This is a genomic window from Streptomyces sp. ISL-98 (assembly GCF_018614055.1).
GTDB lineage: Bacteria > Actinomycetota > Actinomycetes > Streptomycetales > Streptomycetaceae > Streptomyces > Streptomyces spiramyceticus.
This window is the reverse complement of record NZ_JAGGPB010000063.1, coordinates 1-20,682: the sequence shown is the minus strand read 5'-3', so window position 1 is coordinate 20,682 and position 20,682 is coordinate 1. Positions and strand designations below refer to the sequence as shown.

16 protein-coding genes and 1 pseudogene are annotated in these 20,682 nt (G+C 70.1%); 14 read left to right on the top strand and 3 right to left on the bottom strand.

The window, feature by feature from the left end:
- The 13 genes from J7I98_RS33560 to J7I98_RS33500 all read left to right on the top strand — a co-directional run bounded on the left by J7I98_RS33560 (nucleotide 1) and on the right by J7I98_RS33500 (nucleotide 16,531).
- The gene (locus J7I98_RS33560) at nucleotides 1-753 is read left to right on the top strand and encodes a HEAT repeat domain-containing protein (RefSeq protein ID WP_214928841.1); all 753 of its coding nucleotides are present in this window, start codon (nucleotides 1-3) and stop codon (nucleotides 751-753) included.
- 64 nt (nucleotides 754-817) lie between these two features.
- Nucleotides 818-1,483, top strand: a complete 666-nt coding sequence (locus J7I98_RS33555; RefSeq protein ID WP_214928840.1) for a hypothetical protein — start codon at nucleotides 818-820, stop codon at nucleotides 1,481-1,483.
- A gap of 2 nt (nucleotides 1,484-1,485) precedes the next feature.
- Nucleotides 1,486-1,839 (top strand): LysM peptidoglycan-binding domain-containing protein, encoded by a 354-nt coding sequence (locus J7I98_RS33550; protein WP_214928839.1) that lies wholly within the window; start codon nucleotides 1,486-1,488, stop codon nucleotides 1,837-1,839.
- A complete protein-coding gene (locus J7I98_RS33545) occupies nucleotides 1,832-2,971 on the top strand; it encodes a hypothetical protein (RefSeq protein ID WP_214928838.1) in 1,140 nt (379 codons plus the stop codon). Before J7I98_RS33550 ends, J7I98_RS33545 begins: the two co-directional genes overlap by 8 nt.
- Nucleotides 2,972-2,996: 25 nt before the next feature.
- Complete coding sequence (locus tag J7I98_RS33540; RefSeq protein WP_214928837.1) at nucleotides 2,997-3,524, top strand: phage baseplate assembly protein V; 528 nt, start codon at nucleotides 2,997-2,999, stop codon at nucleotides 3,522-3,524.
- Nucleotides 3,525-3,583: 59 nt separating this feature from the next.
- Nucleotides 3,584-3,922 (top strand): hypothetical protein, encoded by a 339-nt coding sequence (locus J7I98_RS33535; protein ID WP_308378031.1) that lies wholly within the window; start codon nucleotides 3,584-3,586, stop codon nucleotides 3,920-3,922.
- A gap of 5 nt (nucleotides 3,923-3,927) precedes the next feature.
- Nucleotides 3,928-4,311 carry a GPW/gp25 family protein gene (locus J7I98_RS33530; protein ID WP_214928835.1) on the top strand — a complete coding sequence of 128 codons (384 nt, stop codon included), beginning with the start codon at nucleotides 3,928-3,930 and terminating at the stop codon, nucleotides 4,309-4,311.
- Nucleotides 4,308-7,496 carry a putative baseplate assembly protein gene (locus tag J7I98_RS33525; protein ID WP_214928834.1) on the top strand — a complete coding sequence of 1,063 codons (3,189 nt, stop codon included), beginning with the start codon at nucleotides 4,308-4,310 and terminating at the stop codon, nucleotides 7,494-7,496. Before J7I98_RS33530 ends, J7I98_RS33525 begins: the two co-directional genes overlap by 4 nt.
- Entirely contained in the window at nucleotides 7,493-11,293 is a 3,801-nt protein-coding gene (locus J7I98_RS33520) for a putative baseplate assembly protein (RefSeq protein ID WP_214928833.1), read from the top strand. The genes J7I98_RS33525 and J7I98_RS33520 overlap by 4 nt, the downstream gene beginning before the upstream one ends.
- Nucleotides 11,290-13,449 (top strand): hypothetical protein, encoded by a 2,160-nt coding sequence (locus J7I98_RS33515; RefSeq protein WP_214928832.1) that lies wholly within the window; start codon nucleotides 11,290-11,292, stop codon nucleotides 13,447-13,449. The genes J7I98_RS33520 and J7I98_RS33515 overlap by 4 nt, the downstream gene beginning before the upstream one ends.
- Nucleotides 13,450-13,494: 45 nt before the next feature.
- Nucleotides 13,495-15,063 carry a DUF6519 domain-containing protein gene (locus J7I98_RS33510; RefSeq protein WP_214928831.1) on the top strand — a complete coding sequence of 523 codons (1,569 nt, stop codon included), beginning with the start codon at nucleotides 13,495-13,497 and terminating at the stop codon, nucleotides 15,061-15,063.
- A 26-nt stretch (nucleotides 15,064-15,089) separates the two neighbouring features.
- Nucleotides 15,090-15,974, top strand: coding sequence for a peptidoglycan-binding protein (locus tag J7I98_RS33505; protein WP_214928830.1), 885 nt, complete (start codon nucleotides 15,090-15,092; stop codon nucleotides 15,972-15,974).
- A 251-nt stretch (nucleotides 15,975-16,225) separates the two neighbouring features.
- Complete coding sequence (locus J7I98_RS33500) at nucleotides 16,226-16,531, top strand: hypothetical protein (RefSeq protein WP_214928829.1); 306 nt, start codon at nucleotides 16,226-16,228, stop codon at nucleotides 16,529-16,531.
- A 999-nt stretch (nucleotides 16,532-17,530) separates the two neighbouring features.
- Here the strand turns inward: J7I98_RS33500 and J7I98_RS33495 are convergent.
- The 3 genes and pseudogenes from J7I98_RS33495 to J7I98_RS43095 all read right to left on the bottom strand — a co-directional run.
- Nucleotides 17,531-18,289, bottom strand: a complete 759-nt coding sequence (locus J7I98_RS33495; RefSeq protein ID WP_214928828.1) for an MBL fold metallo-hydrolase — start codon at nucleotides 18,287-18,289, stop codon at nucleotides 17,531-17,533.
- A gap of 103 nt (nucleotides 18,290-18,392) precedes the next feature.
- Entirely contained in the window at nucleotides 18,393-19,370 is a 978-nt protein-coding gene (locus J7I98_RS33490; RefSeq protein WP_214928827.1) for a GlxA family transcriptional regulator, read from the bottom strand.
- A 474-nt stretch (nucleotides 19,371-19,844) separates the two neighbouring features.
- A pseudogene (locus tag J7I98_RS43095) lies at nucleotides 19,845-20,167 on the bottom strand (phytanoyl-CoA dioxygenase); the annotation flags it as partial.
- 46 nt (nucleotides 20,168-20,213) lie between these two features.
- Here J7I98_RS43095 and J7I98_RS33485 point away from each other — a divergent pair.
- Nucleotides 20,214-20,682: transposase (locus tag J7I98_RS33485; protein WP_308378030.1), on the top strand; the 469-nt coding region annotated here is incomplete at its 3' end.

The window sequence follows — 20,682 nt, the reverse complement described above, 5'->3', positions numbered from 1 at the left end:
ATGCATTCCTATTACTGGCGAGGCGGCGAGCTGAGCGACCCGAGACTTGCGCGCGCCCATGATGAATTGGCGTCGGCAGACCTGGCGAAGAACAGAGTCGACTCCCTCCTTCTGCTGCTGCGCAGCGCGGACCCAGTCGCCGTGGGAATCGCCCTCGACCACTATCGGAGTGCACAATCCACGAGCAGGATGGGGACGGAGAATCCGTTTGCCGACTGCTCCGAAGAAATCTTGCAGGTTGCACGAAGGGTGTTGAATCAGCCGCCATCAGCGGCCGAAATGAGCCCGTTCACCGGGGAGGGGGCAAACCACGCCAGCGCTCTCTATGCGATGACGAGTCTCGCCGAGCCCGAGGACGCAGGTCTGCTGCTGCGCATCCTGCAGAGCTCCACCAACCCAGAGGTCCGCAATGTCGCCCTGGCAGTCGCCAGAGAGACCGTATGGCAGTCAGAAACACCGGACCCGGCATTGATCAGCCTCCTCAGAGAAATCGCGTTGAACACAGGAGAGAGATACGACGAACGCGTACGCGCGATCGGTGCGTTGGGCAGTGCGCGAACGGAAGAGGCGATCTCGACTCTCCGGGCCGCCACCGAGGACGAAGATCTACGAATTCAGGCTCATTCGGCACACGAACTTGCCGAAGAAGATCTGCTGGAGCAGTACCGCCCCTTTCTCGAACACCTGGTAAGCACATGGCCCGAGGATGCACCGTTCCCGGCCAGCGAAGTTCGCTATGCACTTGATGAGTAAGCCGCATCGATCTCACCGTTCGCGCATGTCCGCATCACCGCAGTCCGCCGTATGAGAGGCACCTGTGACCCGCTACGCAGACATACCCAAGCCCATCCGCTCCGGCATCGTCGTCGTCGACCCCGAGCGCGGCACGCCCCAGCGCATCATCGTCCTCCAGTTCAACCCCGACACCCTGGAGCGCTCCCTCGCACCCCAAGCAGCGGGTGGAGGGGGTGATGCCGGCGGTGGGGGCAGTGGAGGGGATCGCAACGAGGCCCTGCGGCTCAAGGGGCCCGCCGAGGAGAGTTGGAAGTTCACCGCCGAGATCGACGCCACCGATCAGTTCGAGGTCGCCGCGCCCGAGGGGATTCATCCCGAGTTGGCGACTCTGGAGATGCTCGTGCATCCCACCACCGCTCAGCTGCGTGAAGCCTCTCGGCGGGCCCAGAAGGGGGCCATCGAGATCAGCCCGATCGAGATGCCGCTGACCCTCTTCACCTGGGGGAGCAAGCGCGTCATGCCCGTGCGGCTCACCGAGTTGTCGATCAATGAGTCGGCATTCGATGTGAATCTCAATCCGATACGCGCCTCGCTGGGCATCGGGATGAAGGTCCTCAGCGTGAGCGACCTGCCGGCCGGACATCGCGGCGCCGACCTGTATATGGCGCATCTGGCGCAGAAGGAGCGGCTGGCCCGGGCCACACGAAGTGGGCGGCTGGCCGAACTCGGGCTTGGACGGGGGCTGTAGAGGTGATCGAGCCTTATGAAAGTGCGCTGGACACGATCCCCGGATCGCATCCGTACCCGCGCACCAGCCGGTACCACGACGCCGAGATCGGGGTTCACACCCAGCCGGACGGCACCGAAGTCCGCTACACGAAGCGGCGGTTGCTGCCTCCGCTCAGTGACGCGCCCGACGACGAGACCGCTCCGCACACCGTCAACAGCGGTGAGCGGCCCGATCACCTCGGGCAGCGCTATTTCGGGGACCCGGGGCAGTGGTGGCAGATCGCGGACGCCAATCCCGACCTCGATCCGCGGGAGTTGACCGCCGAGCCGGGGCGGGAGATCGACATTCCTCTGCCGGGTGGGTTCCATGGCTGATGAGCCGATCGGGAGCGGGCCCGTACACCTCACCCTGCACATGGGGCCCAAGCTCACCCGTCCCGTGCCGCCCGAGGTCGCCGAGGCGCTGCTGTCCGCGCAGATCACCATGACCGCCGGCGAACGGAGCGGGTTCCAGCTCGCTTTCGACCTGACCAAGCGCGGGCTGATCACCCAACGGCTGCTGCCCGAGGGGTTCTTCGACCCGAAGACCAGGGTGATCGTGACGACTTCGGTCAAGGGCACCCCGACCGTGATCCTGGACGGGCTGATCGTCCGGCAGGAGGTCGGCGCCAGCAATGTGCCGGGGCAGACCACGCTGACCGTCACCGGCGAGGACCTCACCCTCCTGATGGATCTCGAGGAGCGGACCGACCGCTATCCCAATCTCTCCCCCGCCCAGCGGGTCGAGAGGATTCTGCGGAAGTACGCCGACTACGGGATCGATCCCTGGATCATCCGGGAGCAGATCCATCAGCCGCCCAGAGAGCAGCTGCGCGTCGACTACCAGACCGGCACCGATCTGCAGTACCTCAACGAGCTGGCCAGGGCGAACGGTTACACGTTCTATCTCGATCCCGGGCCCCGGCCCGGGCGGTCCACCGCCTTCTGGGGGCCCGAGAAGCGCATCGGTCAGCGTCAGCACGCGCTCAACGTCAACATGGACAACAACTCCACCGTCGACCAGCTGACGTTCGCGTACGACGGCACGGCCAGGGAAGAGCCGCAGGCACGCGTGCAGGACCCGAGGACCCGCGACACCCGGCTGCTCGCGCAGCCCGACATCAGCCCGCTGCGCCCGCCCCTCGGCAGCCGCGCCTCGCCCGCCCTCAAGCGCAAGACGCTTTCCGGTACGGCGAAGAAGGAGCTGGGGCAGGCCGAGGCCGAGACGCTGGCCCGGGCAGCCACCTCCGCGGACGCGATTTCCGGGTCCGGGTCGCTGGATGTCAACCGTCATGGATACGTGCTGCGGCCGCGGGAGTTGGTGGGGGTCCGGGGCACCGGCGTGACGTACGACGGCGACTACTACGTCAAGTCGGTCACCCACAGTCTCCGCCCCGGCTCGTATCAGCAGAACTTCACGCTCTCCCGAGAGGGCCTGATCGCCCGCAGCAAAACAGTGCGTCCGTAAGACGTGAGGACCAGGAGAACTTCGCATGGCTGCAGGACCGAACAACCGGTTTCTCGGCAAATTCCGGGGGCGGGTGATCGACAACAGGGATCCGCTGAGGATCGGAAGGATCACGGCCCAGGTCCCGGATGTGCTGGGCGACGAGGCGTCCACCTGGGCGCTGCCCTGCCTGCCCTTCACCGGGCGTCAGGCGGGCCAGTACGTCGTCCCCGAGATCGGGGCCGGTGTGTGGGTGGAGTTCGAGCAGGGTGATCCCAGCTTCCCGATCTGGACAGGCAGTTGGTACGGGGACGCGTCGGAGCTGCCGCCCCGTGCGACCGCGGAGCTGCCCGCCTCACAGCCGGTGGTGATCCAGACTCCCGGCGCTCACAAGCTGGTGATGTCGGACGTGCCCGGCGGTACGGGGATTCTGCTGGAGGCCAAGGGCGGGGCGTACGTCCAGATCGACGAGAAGGGCGTGACGATCGGCAACGGCAAGGGGGCGTCGATCGTGCTGATCGGCAATGAGGTCAACATCAACGAGGGCCGGCTGATCGTGCCGAAGAAGCGATGAGGCCACAGATGACGCCGGTGATGACAACGACGGCGTACAGGAACAGAACGGGGAGAAACGTGTTGTCCGGGAATCTCGTGAACAGCGGTTCCGCGATCGGCTGCCCGCACGGCGGCCAGGTGGCGCCCGCCTCCGCACCGTCGTCCGGAGTGCGGATCGACGGCCTGCCCGTGCCCACCGCCACGGATGTCTTCACCGTCAGCGGCTGTCGGCACATGATCGACCGCGTGCCGCATCCGTGCGTCACCGTTCGCTGGACGCCGGACCGCGACAGCGTGCTGATCGACGGGGCGCCGGTGCTCCTCCACAGTACGAGCGCGCTCTGCTTCAGCGCCGCGCTGGTGCCCCAGGGCCCGCCGGTCGTCGGTACGGCTCCGAGGGGGGTGTCCTCCCGATGAGGACCATGAGGACCATGAGGACGCGTACCGATATCGCCTTTCCGTTCCGGATCGACCGGCGCGGGCGCACCGCGCACGCCGCCTACGACGACCATGTGCGGGACTTGATCGAGCAGTTGCTCTTCACCAGCCCCGGCGAGCGCGTGATGCGCCCCGACTTCGGCTGTGGCCTGCTCGATCTGGTCTTCACCCCGAACAGCCCGGAGCTGGCCTCCGCGCTGGAGCTGTCCGTGCAGGCCTCGTTGCAGCGCTGGCTGGGCGAACTGATCGAGGTGGAGTCCCTGGACGTGGTGAGCGAGGAGAACGTGGTCCGGGTGTATCTGCGCTACGTGGTGCGCTCCACCGCGAGCCGGCGCGACGAGGTGTTCGAGGGGAGCGGGCCGGCATGAGCGGACCGGACAATCAGGTGGTCTGCCGTACGGACGGCAGGCGCGCGAAGGTACGGGCGGCGCAGCTCGGCGGTGTGGACGCGGTCGAGGTCTCGGACGACGGGCTGACCCTGACCGTCACCTTCCTGGGCAAGGCGCCCCACGGGCTGTGCCCGCAGAACATACGCATCGACGGCGGCCGCCGGATCACCAGCATCGAGGCCCTCGAGGTGTCAGTCGAACGCGAGGAGGACCCGGAGCTCGACGACCGGCTGTTCGTCACGCTGGACCGCAGCGGGGACACCTCCCGCTACCGGCTCTCGGTCGTCGACACGGATCCGTACGGGCGGCCGGGCACCGAGCCCTTCCCGGGCTTCGACCAGCGGTACTTCTCGGCGGAGTTCGACTTCCGGGCGGACTGTCCCACTCCCTTCGACTGCGCGGAGGAGCAGCCGGACTCCCCACCCGCCTTCCCTGCCGCGCCCGTCATCGACTACACAGCGCGCGACTACGACACGATCCGCCGGCTGATGCTGGACCGGCTGGCGCTGACCACCCCCGACTGGATCGAGCGCAACGCCGCCGACGTGGGGACGACGCTGGTCGAACTCCTCACCCACACGGCCGACCAGATCAGTTATCAGCAGGACGCGGTCGCGACGGAGGCGTATCTCGACACGGCCCGTCGCCGGGTGTCCGTGCGCCGTCATGTGCGGCTCATCGACTACCCGATGCACGACGGCGTCAACGCCCGCGCGTTCGTCACCATCGAGACGACGGCTCCGCTGACCCTGCTGCCCGGCACGTTCCGCTTCGCGGCCGTCGATGTGCGCAGGCTGGGGCCGCGCGACCGGCCCGAGATCGGCACAGTCATCGACGACCGGGATCTGGCCGTGCTGGACGAGCGCGGTTCGGTGGAGGTGTTCGAGCCGGTCGTGGCCGAGGAGCCGCTGGTGCTGCGCCCCGAGCACAACACGGTCCGCTTCTGGACCTGGGGCGACGAGGTGTGTTCGCTGGCCAAGGGGGCGACCGCCGCGACGCTGCGGGACGAGTGGGCGGACGAGGATTGCTCGGCGCGGAGGCTGGATCTGTCGCCGGGTGATCTGCTGCTGATCGAGGAGGTGCGTGGGCCGCGCTCGGGAACGCCCGGCGACGCCGATCCGGCGCACCGCCAGGCCGTACGTCTCACCTCGCTCACCCCGGTCGTGGACCGGCTGGCGGACCAGCCCGTGCTCGAGGTCACCTGGGCGCAGGAGGACGCGCTCGCCTTCCCGGTCTGTCTGTCGACGCGCGGCGGCCCGGGCTGCGAGCCGGTGGAGGATGTGAGCGTGGCGCGCGGCAATGTGGCGCTCGTCGACCACGGCCGGTCGCTGACCTTCTGCGGCTCCACACCGGAGACGGTCACCGTGCCGCCGGCGCCGGCCGTTCTCGGATCCTGCGAGCCGTCCGGCTTCGGCTGCTGGGACCGTGACGAGGGCAACGCCACGGCAGACCTCGTCAACGCCCGTCTGGAGCAGACGCGTTGCGGGCGCCTGCTGACCGCCGATCAGATACGTGAGCTGTTCACCGTCGTCGGCGAGGACGCGACCGTACGCGCCGGTCTCGGCCTGGAACTGGCGGGCCGGCGGCGGGAGAAGGTGGTCCCCGGCACGGCCTACGCACAGGCGGAGGCGCTGGCCACCCTGCTGGCGCAGGTCGTCTACCCGGGTATCGCGCCGCGCTTCCGACCCGTGCTGCACCGCTCCCCCGTCGTCCAGTCCGTGCCGTTCCCGGAGCCGCGCCATGTCTCGGCGGGGCAAGCCGCGCGGCTGGCCGCGATTCCGGGCCGGGGCCGGCAGCGTCTGGTGGAGCTGTGGCGCAGCGCCCGCGACTGCGACGGGCTCACCGAGCCGGAGATCGCCGAGCTGACCGTGCTGTTCGGGCTGCGGGTGCTGGAGCGGCTCGAGCTGCGCCGCCATCCGGTGCGCGCGCTGCGCGAGCTGCTGCACCGCAGCGAGCGGCTGCTGGCCGCCAAGCTGCGCCGTCTGGAGGTGCTGACGGCCCGGTCGCGGGCGGGTACGGTGCTCGACGGCTCCATCGCCTGGGAGATCGCGCACAGTTGGGGTCCCGGGTACGCGACCGGGCTGCATCCGGGCGAGCCGGTGCTGCGGGGTCCTGCCTCCGCTCTCGTACAGGATCCGCGGGCCGCGCTGCCCGCCGTCACTGTGACCGATGAAGGCGACGGGCCGTGGACCCCGAAGCGGGATCTGCTCGACAGCGGGCCACGGGAGCGGCACTTCGTCGGTGAGCTGGAGGACGACGGACGGATCGCCCTGCGCTTCGGCGACGGGCGCCACGGTGCGCGTCCGCAGCCGGGCGCCCGGCTGGAGCTGCACTACCGGCTGGGCGGCGGCACGGCGGGCAACGTCGGCGCGGAGGCCATCAACCACCTGGTGTTGTGCCGTGATCCGGACGCGTCCGACGCCGGGGACCCGATGCCGGTGGCGGGCGTACGCAATCCGCTGCCCGCCGTGGGCGGCGCCGAGCCCGAACCCCTGGAGCAGGTACGCCAGTTGGCCCCGCTCGATCTGAAGCGTTCGCGCCTGCGGGCCGTCACCGCCGAGGACTACGCGGCGCTGGCGTCGAAGCTTCCGGGGGTGCAGCGCGCCGCCGCGGAGATCCGCTGGACCGGCAGTGTCCAGGAGGCGCATGTCGCCGTCGACGCGCTCGGGACCGGGGATCCGTCCCCCGAGCTGCTCGACTCGGTGTCGTACGCCCTGGAGAGCTACCGCCGGATCGGGCACGACCTGGTGGTGGGTCCGGCCCGGAACGTGCCGCTGGACATCGCTCTGACGGTGTGTGCCGCGCCCGGCCATCAGCACGGGCAGATCCTGGCCGAGCTGTACCGGCTGCTGGGCAGCCGCCAGCTGCCCGGCGGGCGGCTCGGCTTCTTCCACCCCGACGCGCTGACCTTCGGCGAACCGGTGCGGCTCAGCCGTCTGGTGGCCGCCGCGGCCGCGGTCCAGGGCGTGGAGAGCGTACGGGTGACCCGGCTGAGCCGGCTCTTCCACGACAACCCTTTCGACCATACGGACGATACGGACGACACCGCCCTGGAGGCAGGCGTGCTGCGGCTCGGCCCGCTGGAGATCGCGCGTTGCGACAACGACCCCGACCGGCCCGAGATGGGCCGGCTGTCCATCGAGCTCGGCGGAGGTGTGCGATGAGCGGCGCCTGCGGATGCGGCTGCGGTGGGCACGACGAGCGCCATGCGCCCGAGGCCCTGTACAACCCGCCGGGCCGTACGGCCCTGGACTACCGGGTGGGTGAGTACGGCTCGTTCCTGGCGGCCATGCTCGACCGGCTCGCCTCCCCCGCCTATCCGGCGCTGCGCGGGCTGAGCGTCCGTACGCCGGACGACCCGGCGATCGGGCTGCTCGACTCCTGGGCGGTGGTCGGCGATCTGCTCACCTTCCACTCCGAGCGGATCGCCGACGAGGGGTATCTGCGCACGGCGAACGAGCACCGTTCGCTGGCTCTGCTGGGACGGCTGGTCGGGCACCGGCCGCGGCCCGGCATCGCCGCCGACACCCACCTCGCGTACACGCTGGACAGGGATCCGCGCGCCGAGGACGTGCCGGTGCTGATTCCGCGCGGTGCGCGCAGCAACAGCGTGCCCGCGTCCGCCGACGAGGAGTCGCAGACCTTCGAGACCAGCGAGGACCTCACCGCCCGCTGGGCGTGGAACGAGCTGGCGGTGCGCCGGCGCAGGCCGGCGCTGCTCACCGCGGCCGATCTGGGCAAGCAGTCCGAGATCTACGTCTCCGGGACCGGCACCTCCCTCCAGACCGGCGACAAGCTGCTGTTCGTCTTCGGCGCGGACCAGGAGGCGGGCGGGAAGCGGCTGTTGCTGCCGGTCGCGCGCATCCGGATCGACCGGGACGACGATGTGACGGCGATCGGGCTGCCGCAGTCCGCGCCGCCGTCGCTGAGCGAGCTGGTGGCCGAGCTCCGCGAGTGGATCACCGAGGACGACCGGGACGTCGAGGAGGGCGAACCCACCCCCGACAACCCCAATCCCCGTCCCGTCAGCATGATCATCGAGGATTTCGACGCCCAGGTGCTGGCGCCGCTGCGGGCCGATCTGGATGGGATCAGTACCCCGGCCCAGTTCGCCCGGCGGCTCGCGGACCCGCACGAGCGCCTCGCGGAGGCGCAGGCCCTCGCCGCTCCGTACGAGGACGTCGCGGCCTGGTTCGAGCAGTTGGAGGCCGTGGTCGGCGAACTGATGGAGCGGGCGGCGGATCTGGAACCCTCCCAGCCCGTGCCGCAGGCCACCGGAGCTGCGGCGCCGGACTCAGCGGCGATGCGGGCGCTCTCAGCCGTACTGCCCGCGCTGCGCAGCCGTGTGGTGAAGCCGCCGTCGGGCGCACGCACGCTGTCGCAGGGCCCGGGGACTGTCTTCACGCCGGGCTCCGACCTCGGCGCGCAGCTGCTGTCGGCGCTCGATCCACGGGTCGCGGACGGGATGTACACGGCGTGGCGCAGTGCGGCCCCGACCGTGCCCCCTCTCCTGCGGGAGCTCCGGGCGATGCGGGTGACCGCCGCGCCCTTCGGGGCGACGGCTCCGCTCAAGCCTGTGCAGGACGAGCGCGGCAGGGTCGTCCGGCAGACGGACTGGCCGCTCACCGGATCCGCGCTGACCACCATGCGGGTCGTGTACGACACGGCCGGGAGGGTGCCGGTGCGCGCGGAGTTCCAGCACATCGAGACCGGCTCGTCGGTGCAGCGTTCGGAGAATCTGCCCGCCGAGACAAGCTTCGACCTGGGGCCCGGCCGGGTTTCGCTGATGACACGCTCCGCCCAGGATCACGACCTGAGCTGGCTCTCCAGGCGCCCGGCCGACTCCCAGGAGCCGGGTGTGACCGCGCAGTTCCAGTCGGGGCTGCCCGAGCGGACGCTGTTCGTGTCCCGGCCCGCCGAGGACGGGCGGGTCCATGTCGCCGTGCACAACGGCGAGCCGCTCAGCTGGAATCTGTCCCCCGGCGAGCACAAGCAGGCCACCCACGGCGGCTTCGAGGTGACCGTGCGCTACACCGTCGGCAGCGAGCCTGCCAATGTCGAGATCGGCATCGCGACGGTTCCGGAGCAGGCCAACCGCCATGTCCTGGCGCTCGACTCCGTGCAGGACGGGATCACGGTCGGCAGCTGGGTCGCCATCGAGCGTCCCCGCAAGGGAGCCGGGGGTCCTGACGGGATCCCCGGTGACGAGAAGCTCAAGTTCGTGACCACGCGGGTGACCGGCCTGCGCACCGCCGCGTACACCAACTACGGCATCACCGGCCGCGGCACCGAACTGACGCTCGCCGACCCCTGGCTCGACGAGCACGATGTGCTGCTCTCCGCGATCCGGGACGCCACCGTGCACGCGGGCGGCGAGGCGCTGCGCCTCGCCGAGGAGCCGCTGGGCGAGGACGTGCACGGCAATGAGCTCGAACTGGCCGAGCTGTACGACGGGTTGCGTCCCGGACGCCATCTGGTGGTGTCGGGCGAGCGCACCGACATCCCGAACACGGCCGGGGTGCGCGGCACCGAACTGGCGGTGATCGCCGCGGTCGAGCAGGAGTTGGATCCCCAGCTGCCCGGCGACCATGTCCATACGAAGCTGACGCTGACGACGGACCTGGCCTACCGCTACCGCCGTGACACGGTGCACATCCAGGGCAATGTGGTGCCCGCGACGCACGGTGAGAGCCGTGACGAGCCGATCGGCAGCGGTGACGCCGACCGGATCAACCAGACGTTCACGCTCTGGCAGTCGCCACTGACCTGGCTGCCCGCCGACAATCCTCCCCCAGCCTTCGGCCGGGGGGACCCCCATCTCGCTTCGCTCGGCGCGACCCCCACCCTGGAGGTACGCGTCGACGGACTGTTGTGGCACGAGGTGGACAGTCTGGCCGGGCGCGGACCGAGCGAGCGGGTCTATGTCTCGGGGACGGCCGGGGACGGGCGTACGACGGTGACCTTCGGCGACGGGGTGTTCGGCGCGCGGCTGCCCACCGGGCACGAGAACGTCCGGGCCAGGTACCGCTTCGGCACTGGAAAGGCCGCCAACGTCCGGGCGAACCGCATCACTCAGGCCGTCACCCGGCCGCTGGGCGTCACCGCCGTCACCAATCCGCAGCCCGCCACGGGCGGCGCGGACGCAGACGGCCCCGGCCTGACCCGGCGCACCATCCCGCTTGCCGTGTCCGCGCTCGACCGGCTCGTGTCCCTCAAGGACTACGAGGACTTCGCCCGCTCGCGGGCGGGCATCGGCCGGGCAGCGGCCCGCGAGATATTCGACGGGCGCCGGCGGGTGCTGCATGTGACGGTCGCCGGCGTGGACGACATCGCCATCGCCGACGACTCCGAGGTGCTGCGCGCGCTGCGCTCCTCGCTCGCCCAGTACGGCGACTCGCGGCTCGCGGTGCGGGTGGACGTACGGGAGCTGGTGCTGCTGCTGCTCGCGGCGCGGGTGAAGGTGGCCCGCGATCACACCTGGACCGTGGTCGAGCCGCGGCTGCGGCAGGCGCTGTTGCGCGAATTCGGCAGCGGGCGACGGGAGTTGGGCCGTCCGGCCCGGCTGTCGGAGGTCCTGGCGACCGCCCACTCGGTGCCGGGTGTGGACTACGTGGACGTGGACGTCTTCACCGGAGTGCCCGCGTCCCTCACGCCCGACGAACTGACCGGGCTGGCGGGAGCGCTCGCCGAACCGCGTACGGCGGTCCCGGCCCGGCTCGCCGAGTACGACGAGGACGTACACCGGGTCACCGCGAAGGGCGGTGAGACGCTCACCCTGATCGCCACCCGGTACGGCATCTCGCTCGCCGAACTGCTACGGCTGAACCCGGACATCACCGATACGCGGCCACTGGAGAAGGGGCGGGCGGTGTTCGTCTTCCGGGGCATCCGGCCGGCCCAGCTCACCCTGCTGTCGCCGCACGTCGCGGACACGCTGATTCTGACGGAGGTCACCGCATGAGCAGGGAACCGGACGGGCTCGCCGAGCTGCTCCCGCAGTGGCACCGTCTGCGGGACGCCGAGGGCGGTGAGCCGCTGCGGGCACTGCTCGCGGTGATCGCCGAACAGGTCGACCGGGTACGCGACGGCGTCGAGCAGAGTTACGAGGACTGGTTCGTGGAGACCGCGGCGCCGTGGGTGCTGCCGTATCTCGGCGATCTGGTGGGCTACACCCCGCTGCCGGGCTACGAGCGTGTGCAGGCCAAGGGGCTGGAGGGCGAGGACGGCGACGATTCGCGCAGCCGGCTCGCCGAGGCGCTGGCGCCGCGCCGCGATGTCGCCGCGACCGTGGCCAACCGGCGGCGCAAGGGCACCCTGGCGCTGCTGGAGGAGCTGGCCGAGGGGGTCGCCGGATGGCCGTCGCGGGCGGTGGAGTTCTCCCGCCTCGTCTCTCACCAGCAGCCGGTCAAGCTGTACGGATCGGGGACCGCTGCTGCGAGCGCGCGCCGGCTGGAGCGCGGGCGTCTCGTGGATGTACGGGAGGGTGCGGCGCTGGATCTGGCGGGCGGGCCGTTCGGCGCGGTGGCGCAATCGGTGAATGTACGGCGATCTGGCTCGGCCCGCACGCAGGGCGGCTACTCGCCGGCCGGGGTGGGGCTGTTCGTGTGGCGGCTGAAGCCGTATCACGTGACCGGAGCGCCCGCGTACTGCATCGACCGGGCGCGCAATCTCTACACCTTCTCGATTCTGGGCAACGACAGCCCACTGGTGACCAAGCCGGTGCCGGAGCCGTCGGCCACGCACGTCGCAACGATCGACAATGTGCCCGCGTACATCCGGCGACGGCAGCTCGCCGACCGGCTCGCGGACTACTACGGCCCCGGCAAGAGCTTCACGATCTGGCGCGACGGCCAGGACGAGCCGGTGCCGATGTCGGACATCGTCGTGGCGGATTTGACGGACTGGCGCTACCGACCGCGGCGCGGCCAGGTCGCGATCGATCCGGCGCTCGGCCGGATGGCCTTCGGCTCGCGCTCCGCGCCGCGTCAGGGCGTCTGGGTCACCTACCACTACGCGTTCTCGGACGACATGGGCGGTGGCGAGTATCCGCGCGAGCGGGAGACGCCGGTGGCCGCGGCGGTCTACCGGGTCGGTCCCGGTCAGACCTACCAGCGGATCATGGACGCGTACGGGGAGTGGAAGAACGACCGGCGGGCCGGGCGCTGCGGACCCGACGGCATCATCGAGATCACGCACAGCGGCGCCTACCAGGAGCAGTTGGACTTCGACCTGGATCCGGGCGACCGCCTGGAGCTGCGCGCGGCCGAGGGCACCCGGCCAGTGATCCGGCTGCTCGACTGGTACAGCAACCGGCCCGACGCGCTCAACATCCGGGCGCAGGAGGGGTGTGAGGGCGACGCTCCTCGGATCGTGCTGGACGGTCTGCTGATCACCGGTCGCGGGCTCAATGTCACCGGCCCGGTCGGGGCCGTCGTGCTGCGGCACTGCACTCTCGTGCCGGGCTGGTCGCTGGAGCCGGAGTGCGACCCGCACTCGCCCGAGGAGCCGAGCCTGGTGCTGGACCGCACCACCGCGTGCGTACAGATCGAGCGGAGCATCCTCGGCACCATCGAGGTGATCGGCGACGAGGTCAACCACGACCCGCTGCCCATCCATATCCGCGACAGCATCCTGGACGCCACCGGTCACGACCGGGCGGCGCTGTCGGCGCCGGACTGCCGCCACGCGCACGCCGTGCTGCACGCGCACCGCACCACCGTCATCGGCGAGGTCCACACCCACGCCGTGGAGATCGCCGAGAACAGCATCTTCACGGGGCGGATGCAGGTGGCCCGGCGCGGCATCGGCTGTATGCGGTTCTCGTACGTACCGCCGGGGTCCCGGACCCCGCGCCGCCACCGCTGCCAGCCGGATCTGGTGGGCCGCGAGAACGCTCAGCTGGTGCGGCCGCTGTTCGCCGGCGAGCGGTACGGCACACCCGCGTACGGGCAACTGGCCGCCGGCTGCGCCGAGGAGATCGGGCGCGGCGGCGAGGACGCCTCCGAGATGGGCGCCTTCCACGACCTCTACCAGCCGCAGCGCCTGGACAGCCTGCGGGCCCGGCTCGCCGAGTACACGCCGGCCGGAACCGACGCCGGGATCATCCCCGTCACCTGACACCACTCCCACCGACTTACGAACTTCCGAGGGGGACCCCTTCCCATGCACGCAGACATCTCCCGTATCACCTTCCGGCCGGACCGGCACTACGCGGCGGTGATCGCACAGCAGGGCCGCGTCCAGCTCGACGCGGACGCCAATGAGCAGGCGGCGATCCAGCTGTTCCAGGCCCGTACCACCGCATCCGATCTGATCGGGCAGCACGGCGGCCCGCGCGGCGCCACCGGCTTCGCGGTCGGATTCGAGGGCGGCGGCCGGGAGCTCGACAACCTGACCATCGGGGGCGGCCGTTACTACGTGGCCGGGATCCTGCTGGACGCGACGCGTCCGCAGCCCGGCACGCCGGTCGTCGAGGACGGGCACACGGCCGAGGAGGGCGACGAGGAGGCCCCCGCGGCGCCGAAGCCTCCGGCCACCTGGACGTACTGGGACCAGCCGGACGGATACCGCGACCCGGAGCGGCCCGGTGACCGGCTGCCCACCCAATTCCCGTACCTGGCCTGCCTGAAGGTGTGGGAGCGCTCGGTCACCGCGGCCGAGGACCCGCTGCTGCGCGAGGTGGCGCTGGGTTCCGCGATGCCCGACACGGCGGCCCGGCTGAAGACCGTCTGGCAGGTGCTGCCGCTGCCGGGCTCGCAGCTGGAGGACGGGGCGACCAAGGACCAGGTCCGCGCCGCGTTCGCCAAGTGGGCGGCGGCGCAGGCGCCGACCGCGCGGATGGCGGCGCGCAGCGAGCGGCCCGAGCACGCGGACGAGGACCCGTGCCTGGTCAAACCGGACGCCCGGTACCGGGGCCCGGAGAACCAGATGTACCGCGTGGAGATCCATGAGGGCGGCGCGGCCAAGGACGCGACGTTCAAGTGGTCGCGGGAGAACGGCTCCGTGACCTTCGCCGTCGACGAACTCGACGGCACATGGGTGGAGCTGGCCTCACTGGGCAGTGACGACAAGCTCGATCTGAACGTCGGTGACTGGGTGGAGTTCGCGGACACCGCGTACATCAGCCGGGGCGAGCCGCTGCCGCTGCTGCGGGTCGAGGAGGTAGACCTGCCGGGACGTCGGGTACGGCTCTCCGCCGAGCCCGACCCGTCGGTGGGCCGGCGTCCCGAGCTCCACCCGTTCCTGCGGCGCTGGGACCACCGCTCGGGCTCCCGGCACGTCGGCGGCCGTACGAAGCCGGGCGCGTCCAAGCTCCGCAACGGCGCGCTGCGGATCGAGGAGGGCGGCTGGCTGCCCCTGGAGGACGGCGTCTTCGTGTACTTCGAGCCGGGCAAGACCTATCGGCCCGGAGACTTCTGGACCGTTGCGGCGCGTACGGCGACGGGCGATGTCGAGTGGCCGACGGACGCGGCCCGCCGGCCGCTGCTCCAGTCCCCGGCCGGGATCCAGGTCCACTACGCGCCGCTGGCCTGGGTGCTGGGTGAGGGTTCGGTCGCGGATCTGCGGATGACCTTCGGGCCGCTGGCCGCCGTCATCCCGGCGGCGAACGAGGAGGATCTGGCCGCGGAGGCCGCGGCCGAGGCGGAAGCTGCGGCGGCCGAGAAGGGAGCTGCGGACGGTTCCGCGCCACAGACCGCGGGTCAGGACGACCATGGACCGTTCGCCAACTGACATACCACCTGGGAAGGAGCACCACGATGGCAACACCTCTGTCGGCGTCCGCACTGCTCAAAGCGCTCCGTGACGAAGGTCTGCACGTCGTCGAGCACCGGAGCTGGCGTACGCACAACCGCAACCACAAGGGTCCGTGGGGGCCCCTGCACGGCGTGATGATCCATCACACCGTGACCTCGGGCACCCAGAACTCCGTGGACATCTGCTACAACGGCCATTCGAGCCTGCCGGGGCCGCTGTGCCACGGGGTGATCGCCAAGGACGGCTCGGTCCATCTGGTCGGCAACGGGAGAGCCAACCACGCGGGTCTCGGCGACGACGACGTGCTGCGCGCGGTGATCAACGAGACGGCGCTGCCCGCGGACAACGAGGCCAACACCGACGGCAATCGGTACTTCTACGGCTTCGAGTGCGTCAACCTGGGCAACGGCAACGACCCGTGGCCGGCCGCCCAGCTGGAGGCGATCGAGAAAGCGGCGGCCGCGATCTGCCGTGCGCACGGCTGGTCCCAGCGCTCGGTGATCGGCCACAAGGAGTGGCAGCCCGGGAAGATCGACCCCCGCGGTTTCACGATGGACTCGATGCGCGACCGGATCAGGCAGCGCCTGGGCGGCAAGCCGAGCGGCCCGTCCAACCCGCCGGCGCCGAAACCCCCGGCCACGTACGAACCGTTCCCCGGGGCCGCCTTCTTCGCGGCCGACCGGCGCAGCGCCGTCATCACGGCGATGGGCAAGCGGCTGGTGGCGGAGGGTTGCGGACGCTACGAGGTCGGGCCCGGCCCGGACTGGGGGGAGGCCGACCGTCAGTCGTACGCCGCCTGGCAGCACAAGCTCGGGTACTCGGGCAGCGACGCGGACGGCATCCCGGGCAGGACGAGCTGGGACAAGCTGAAAGTCCCCAACGTCTGAGCATGCGCTTCCCGGCTGGGGCTCCGCCCCGGACCCCGTATGCGGCCTTCGGCCGCATGTCCTCAATCGCCGGACGGGCTGACCATTCAGCCCCGCCGGCGATTGAGGCACGGGGTCCGGGGCGGAGCCCCGGGAGGGGCACGGCCGCCCGCCGCGCGGGCCGGTGACGTTCCGCCCGGACGTGCACCGCATCCCTTCCGCTGGAGGACCGATGAGCAAGGGCCCGACCACGGTCGTCGGCGCGTGGCCTGTTGGAGCTTGACCGGGGCGAGCCCTACTCGCCGCCGCTGGACGACCCACGACGGCTGCGGGACGCCGCACTCTCCGACGCACGCGTTCCACGCTCCCACGACGGAACCCCCGGCTTGCCCCAGGTCGCCGCCTTCGCCGCTCTCTTCGATGCTGCCGCCCCCGACCCCCTCAAGGCGGCGCTGGACGCCCTCCTCGCCGCGGCGGTCACCCATGACACCGACTGCCCCCACCTCTTCGCGGAGGTCCGCCGCACCTTCCCAGCGACGGCCATCGCGCCAGAGGCGGAGAGGAACGACCACCAGTAGCGTCACCACGTGCTTCCGTATCGCGCCCCGAGCGCAGCACCGTGCCCAGCTGAGCCAGCTCAGACTGAGGATGAAAAACGCTCATTGTTCAAGAGCTACCGACTACAGGGCACCGGTGGGGAGATCGTGACGAACGGCCAGTCGGTCGTGATGCATAGGCGCGAAAGCGAAGAGCCCCGCCCGATTAGGCGGGGTCCTGTCGTGGGTCCGGGCAAGTCAAGCGTCGTCGTCAGTCCGTCTGATCGCCTGACAAGGTCGTGCTGCTGTCCGGCTCCTCCCCCCCGTTCTGTGGTGAAGTCCCGGCCCGACATGGCGGCACCGGCGGGCATCTGCTCGCCGCTCATGGCCATGCCAGCCATCAGCGCCATGTTGAGGTAGCCGACGCGGACCTTTACGGACTCGGGAGAGAAGCCCAACAGCGAGAGCGCTCAAGGCGACCGTGCCCTGAACTCAGCGGTCGTTATAAATCCAGCCAGTCGTATCGGAGCCGCCGCCTCCACAGGCGGTGGTGAAGGCCGCCAGCGCCACCAGAACCGCCACCCTCGAACTCATGTCGGACCTCAACTGCATTCCCCGTAACCCATCAGCTCATCGGGCCAACCCGTCAGGCTGTCACATCGTCAGATGTTCCTGGCAGCCGAGCTCGACGATGATCAAACGGACGTCCAGCCTTGGAGGTCGTCACGACGGCTGGTCCACCCTCGGCCTGGACCTGACACTGACGTTCCACGGCGCCGTTCGGCGGCCGAACATCGTGTTCGCCATCGAACGTTCCCTTCGAGGGCTGCCCGGCCCGACCCACCACCGCTAGACGATCTACGGGCGCCTGCTGAAGCCCTTGCCGTCGTAAAAGGTCTCGCTCGTGGAGTACACGTTCCCCCTCGTACTCAGACGGTTTCCCCAGCCGCAAGATCGACCGACCAAGTGAACCGGTCTGGGTGGGAGGTCATGTGGGAGCGGCTGTGTGCAGGCGACGGCGGTCGGCGCGCGTGCTGCCGCTCAGGCTGCATTGTTTTCCGTGCGGGTGGAGATTCGCCCGGCTGCTTCAAGCCGGGACAGTCGGCGGTGTTCCCGGGCGGCCCAGCGTCGGACCCGGTCGGGCTCCAGTGGGGTTCCGTGTCCGACATGGAGTCTGGTGGGGTTGAGGGCGAGCATCTGCCGCAGACTTGCGAGGTTGCGCAGCGGGTCGTCGTGGAAGGGAGGGTTGGCCGGCCTGCCCGGGATGAGACCCATGAAGGAGTTGGCGACCAGGTCGCCGGCGACGAGGTCTCCTTGGTCGGTGAGGACGGAGATCGATCCGGCGGTGTGTCCGGGGGTGGGCATAATGCGCGGCGCGATCCCGAAGTCCTCCATGCCCGTCTCACCCCGTATGAGTACTTCGGGTTCGAGCGGTTCGGCCTGGACGTGCAGGTTCTTGTTCCTGGCCATGAGGCGGCCCATTGGGCCGGTGGGCAGGTACGGTTCGCGAACCCGGCCCGTGTGGAAAGGCCCGAGGTCCGCGATGTGGCCCGCCACCGGTGCCCCGGTCAGGCGGTGCAGTTCGGCGGCGGAGCCGAAGTGGTCGATGTGGCCGTGGGTGATGACGATCAGCGAGACGTCGGTGGGATCCACGCCGTGCGCCGCGACCTGCTCGTAGATCCTTCGGCCACTGCCGGGTGTCCCCGCGTCGACGATGACGGGCCGTCGGCCCAACAGCAGGTATGCGTTGATGTTGTGCCGGCCCATGACCGGGATCGGGACAACCTTGGTTCGGGACACGGTTTCTCCCTGGTGGTGTCGTGACGTGCCGCTTATGCGGGCATGCCTGTGCTCCGCCGGGCCGGTGGTGCACGGAAAGTGAGCGGTCGGGGGATGCGCAGGGCTAGCGGAAGCGGCGCCGGTATTCGGCGGGGGTGGTCCCCAGGCGGCGACGGAAGGAACGGTGCAGGCTCTCCACGGAGCCCAGGCCGCTGGTGGCGGCGATGTCCGGCAGGCTGCGGTCGCTGTCCTGGAGCAACCGGCGAGCGGCCTCCAGCCGGGCGGACTCGACGTAGGCGGCCGGTGTGGTGGCGGTGCGCTGGCGGAAAAGCCGGGAGAAGTGGCGCACGCTCAGATGCAACCTTGTGGCCAGGGCTTCGGCGGAGAGGTCGTCAGTGAGGTGCTCGCCGATCCACGTGCGCAGGTCGTCGATCCGGTCGCTGGTGGCGGTCGCCACGGCGAGCGGGACACTGAACTGACTCTGACCGCCGGAGCGTTTGAGATACATGACCATCATCCGGGCGGTGGCCAGAGCGAGATCTGGGCCGTGGTCCTCGGCGACCATTGCCAGCGCCATGTCCATCCCCGAGGTGATACCGGCGCAGGTCCACATGCGGCCGGCCCGGATGAAGATCGGGTCCGGATCGACGGCAACTCGCGGGTGTGCGGCGGCCAGTTGCGCGGCAGTGAGCCAGTGGGTCGTGGCGGACAGGCCATCCAGCAGGCCCGCCGCGGCCAACAGGTGCGCGCCCGCGCAGATCGAGCCCACCCGGTGGGTTCGGGGCGCCGCTTCACGCAGCCAGTCGATGATCTCGCTGTCGAGCACCGGCTCCACAGCGTGTTCGCCCACGGTGACCGCACCCGACACGAGCAAGGTGTCCACGTGGCCGTTCACCTCATCCAACGTCAGGTCGGCCATCAGCCGGACGCCACTGGAGGTGGCCACTGGGTCGCCGCCGCCTGTCGCGATCCGGATGACGTAACCGGGCCGGCCGGTGCCGGCGACCCTCGTGGCGACCGAGAACACCTCGGCCGGACCCGTAACGTCGAGCACTTCGACACCCGGGAAGGCGGCGATGACGACTCTGTGCGGTGGGAGCATGCGCTGATAATCGCGCCCCTGCCGCAGTGGCTGCAATGACGAGGTTCTGTCAGTTCCGGCCATTAGGCAGCAAGCTTCCGGGGCGGGGCCCATCGAGCAGCGACGCCGCAGGGCTGCGGCGCGGGCATGCGGCCGCCGCCAGCGTCGCTCTCAACCTCCCAAACCAGGCCCGGACCGGTAGGAGCCGGTCAACTACACACAACTTCGTTGCAGCGCCAACCAACTGGGGAGGTCGATCGGCCCTGGGGATTTTCACGGGTCTGGCCGGAATTTCGTGACGGTCACGATCGCTGGCCGGGTGCTCTGTGGATCTCCCCGTCGTTCGGGTGACGGTGTTCGGTCTCTTCGCGTGATCTTGTCCGGCATGTCGTCGTGAGGCTGGTGTGTTGTGGACAGCACTCGCCCGATGGGCGATAACGGCTGGCGCGGCGATGCCGGACGTGCCGCTGGCCGGGCACTGGTTCTCCGCCCAGTTCTAGGACCGGATAAAGCACGTCTACCCGGCGCTGCAGTCGGTGCCGTCCCCGTCCGGACCGGGGGTGTCCTGTCCCAGGCCCCGACGGATCGCGATCTTATCCGGGTCGGGGCGTCCTCCTCACCGACCTCGCTGAACAGGAACAGCATCAGCAGCGCCCGGCCCCGGGAGCGCAGATTTGTGAAGTACCACCTCTCGCCCTCCGGCAGATAGCTCCCCTCGATGTGCCAGCCCGCGTCGTCCGGTTCCTCCTCGTGCGGGAAGCGCAGCGGAAACGTGCCAGGTCGTACGCGCGCTGCAGGGACGGGGAGTTGGGTGCGGACCCCCGTCACCACACGACCGAACCATCCGAGGATGTCGTGCTTGGAGTGGACACCCACAAGGATGTCCACGTGGCGGCGGTGATCACCATGACCGGAGCCCTGCTGGACACCCGAAGCTTCCGCACCACCCAGGAGGGCTACCGCCAACTGCTGGCCTGGGCACGCGCCTTCGGCCGCTTGCAGCGAGCCGGCGTGGAGTGCACCGGCTCCTACGGCGCGGCACTGACGCGCTACCTGCACAGCGAAGACATCACCGTCACCGAGGTCAACCAGCCCGACAAGGCCACCCGACGGCGACGCGGCAAGACCGACGCGATCGATGCCGCAGCAGCCGCGCAGGCCGTGCTCTCCGGCCGGGCCACTGCCACCGCCAAGGCCTCCGACGGCCCGGTGGAAACCATCCGCATGTTCAAGATGGCCAAGACCTCAGCGACCAAGTCCCGTTCACAAGCGATCAACCAGCTCAAGGCCGTTCTGGTCGCCGCCGATCCGGCACTGCGCGAGGCACTGACCG

Coding starts and splice junctions, on each gene's coding strand:
- J7I98_RS33490 (WP_214928827.1), bottom strand. CDS start 19,370: ATGCTCCCACCGCACAGAGTCGTCATCGCCGCCTTCCCGGGTGTCGAA.
- J7I98_RS33560 (WP_214928841.1), top strand. CDS start 1: ATGCATTCCTATTACTGGCGAGGCGGCGAGCTGAGCGACCCGAGACTT.
- J7I98_RS33545 (WP_214928838.1), top strand. CDS start 1,832: ATGGCTGATGAGCCGATCGGGAGCGGGCCCGTACACCTCACCCTGCAC.
- J7I98_RS33510 (WP_214928831.1), top strand. CDS start 13,495: ATGCACGCAGACATCTCCCGTATCACCTTCCGGCCGGACCGGCACTAC.
- J7I98_RS33530 (WP_214928835.1), top strand. CDS start 3,928: ATGAGGACCATGAGGACGCGTACCGATATCGCCTTTCCGTTCCGGATC.
- J7I98_RS33525 (WP_214928834.1), top strand. CDS start 4,308: ATGAGCGGACCGGACAATCAGGTGGTCTGCCGTACGGACGGCAGGCGC.
- J7I98_RS33515 (WP_214928832.1), top strand. CDS start 11,290: ATGAGCAGGGAACCGGACGGGCTCGCCGAGCTGCTCCCGCAGTGGCAC.
- J7I98_RS33505 (WP_214928830.1), top strand. CDS start 15,090: ATGGCAACACCTCTGTCGGCGTCCGCACTGCTCAAAGCGCTCCGTGAC.
- J7I98_RS33520 (WP_214928833.1), top strand. CDS start 7,493: ATGAGCGGCGCCTGCGGATGCGGCTGCGGTGGGCACGACGAGCGCCAT.
- J7I98_RS33540 (WP_214928837.1), top strand. CDS start 2,997: ATGGCTGCAGGACCGAACAACCGGTTTCTCGGCAAATTCCGGGGGCGG.